A 2,871-nucleotide genomic window follows, 5' to 3' on the forward strand; every position below is an offset into this window, starting at 1 on the left:
TCATGCCTGTAATTGACCAGTCCGACCTAACCTCTCTCGTGCGGGAAACGCGGCAACGTCTGGAACTCTCACAAACCAAGTTTGCACAGAAGCTAGGGGTTTCATTTCAGAGCGTTAATCGTTGGGAGAATGGGCGGACTAAGCCCTTGCCGATTGCGTTGAAGCAGATTGAACACTTGCTGCATCAGATGGGCGATACAGGTAAAGATTTGCTCGTCAAATACTTCTCAAAGACTTCTGGAAGTGAGGAGGAGACCCATGAATGATAGCCTCCACAGCTCTGACTCGGATTTGGCAAAAAAAGATTCACTTCAAAGTTCGCAGGGAATTCCTGAAACGGCGTGGCGTCAAAGCCAGGAGTTTAATCAGCAGCTCCTCGACAGTAGCGATGACTGCATCAAAGTATTTGACCTAGAAGGGCGAATTCTATTCATGAGCCAAGCGGGGCAAGTGCGGCTGGGCATTCGGGATATAACCCCCTTCCTCAACACGTCTTGGGCAGAATTTTGGCAAGGAGCAGTAAAGCAAGCGGCAATTGAGGCGATAGCTTTTGCAAGAGACGGTGAGGTTTGTACCTTTCAAGGAGCTTGTTTAACACTCAACGGCGAACTCCAATGGTGGGATCACAAAATTAGCCCGATTCGAGAGGCTAATGGGCAAGTGGAGCGATTGTTGTGCATTTCACGGGAAATCACGGAGCGCAGGCTGATGGAACTCGCCGTGCGCGAATCGGAAGCAAAATACCGTACGTTGTTCGAGTCAATCGACCAGGGCTTCTGCATCTGTGAAGTGCTGTTTGATGAGAACGAGGAACCGATTGACTATCGATATCTGGAAGTGAATGCAGCCTTTGAACGGCTAACCGGACTGGAGCAAGCGAGTGGTAAAACGATGCGGGAACTGGTTCCCAATCATGAAGCCTACTGGTTTGAGATTTATGGCAGCCTTGTGCGAACCCGGGAACCCATTCGCTTTGAGCAGCAAGCGAGCGCAATGAACCGTTGGTTTAATGTCAACGCCTTTTGCATTGGAGAGCCACAAAGTCATCAGTTTGCTGCTTTATTTACCAACATTACCGAGATAAAGCGCATCGAAGCCGAACGCCAAAAAGTTGAGCAGGAACGCGATCGCTTTCTGGCGCTTGGGTCAGATTTGCAAGTGATTATGAGCAGCCACGGGTATTTTCACTGGGTCAGCCCCGCCTTTGAGCGCATTCTCGGCTGGACACCGGACGAAATGACCTCCCGCCCCTGGACTGATTTTCTGCATCCAGACGATATTGTCGCATCGGTCGGGGAAAGCGTCAGCGTGTTATCTGGCTCCGAAACGTTGGCATTTGAAAACCGCTATCGGCACAAAGAGGGCGACTACCGTTGGTTGCTCTGGAGAGCGCAGCCCCACTTAGAAGAACGGGTGCTTTACGCAACGGCGGTAGATATCACCGAGCATAAACAGGCAGAAGTCGCCCTGCGCCAATCTGAAGAACACTATCGCCGGTTGTTTGAGTCGATCGACGAAGGCTTTTGCACCGTTGAAGTGCTATTCGATGCGGATGGCAAGCCGGTTGATCACCGCATTTTGCAAGCGAATCCCGCATTCGAGCGGCAATCCGGCATTGCCAACCCAGAAGGCAAAACAGCAAGCGAACTCGCACCGGGACTGAAACAATATTGGAATGACCTCTACGCACAAGTCATTCACACAGGTGAGTCTATTCGCACTGAAGTGCGATCGGATGCACTCTCACGCTGGTTTGACGTTTTGATTTCGCGGGTCGGCGATGCCGCAATGCACCAGGTGGCAATCGTGTTTACCGACATCAGCGAACGCAAACAGGCAGAAGCCACAATTAGGCAACGGGAGGCGCAATTTCGCCAGCTCGCGGACGCGATGCCGCAACAGGTTTGGATAACCGATGCTGGAGGCAAAACGCAATATGTGAATCAGCAATGGACTACTTATACCGGACTGACCCTAGAGCAGACTCAAGACATTTACTATGCGCTTCAAGTAATTCATCCCGATGATTTTGAGATGACGAGTGAAATGTGGAGGACTGCGCTTGCCACAGAAATACCTTATCAAGTTGAATTTCGCTTGAAACACTGGGCTACTCAGACCTATCGTTGGTTTCTCTCGCGGGCGATCCCTATTCGTGATGAGCAGGGACAAATTGTACAGTGGTTTGGCACTAGCACAGATATCGAAGAGTTTAGACGCGCCCAGGCTGAACGAGAACAGCTCTTACAGCAAGAACAAATCGCACGCGAAGCCGCCGAGAACGCCAATCGGATCAAAGATGAATTTCTGGCGGTGCTGTCCCATGAACTGAGAACGCCCCTCAATCCCATTTTGGGTTGGTCAAAACTCTTGCAGAACGGCAAGCTAGATGCTGCCAAAACCCAGTTGGCATTAAAGACAATTGAGCGTAATGCCCAACTACAAGCAGACTTGATTGAAGATTTGCTGGATGTGTCCCGAATTCTCCGAGGCAAGCTCAACCTGAATATCAGTTCGCTCAATCTGGCCTCCATCATTCAGGCGGCGATGGAAACGGTACGGCTAGCAGCAGAAGCGAAGTCAATCCAAGTCGAGGCAAGCTTTGACCTGGATGTGGGTCTGGTTCAGGGAGATTCCGCTCGGTTGCAGCAAGTGATTTGGAATCTGCTCTCTAATGCGGTCAAGTTCACACCGGCAGGTGGACAGGTGAACATTCGGTTGGAGCGCCTTGACTCTCATGCCCAGATTACAGTCAGCGACACTGGGCAGGGAATTGAATCGGACTTTCTGCCCTATGTGTTTGACTACTTTCGCCAATCTGATGCCACCACAACCCGAAATTTTGGTGGGCTGGGATTAGGGCTAGCGATC

At 50.9% G+C, this 2,871-nt stretch carries 2 protein-coding genes; both read left to right on the forward strand.

The window, feature by feature from the left end; translation table 11 throughout:
• Positions 1-2 precede the first annotated feature (2 nt).
• Entirely contained in the window at positions 3-266 is a 264-nt protein-coding gene (locus H6F50_RS01790; RefSeq protein WP_190425636.1) for a helix-turn-helix transcriptional regulator, read from the forward strand.
• Positions 259-2,871: PAS domain S-box protein (locus H6F50_RS01795; protein ID WP_190425639.1), on the forward strand; the 2,613-nt coding region annotated here is incomplete at its 3' end. The genes H6F50_RS01790 and H6F50_RS01795, both read left to right, overlap by 8 nt.

Source organism: Coleofasciculus sp. FACHB-712 (assembly GCF_014695635.1).
Lineage (GTDB): Bacteria > Cyanobacteriota > Cyanobacteriia > Cyanobacteriales > FACHB-T130 > FACHB-T130.

Bases quoted from the DNA above. Each gene is read 5' to 3' on its own strand.
- H6F50_RS01790 (WP_190425636.1), top strand. From the start codon at position 3: ATGCCTGTAATTGACCAGTCCGACCTAACCTCTCTCGTGCGGGAAACG.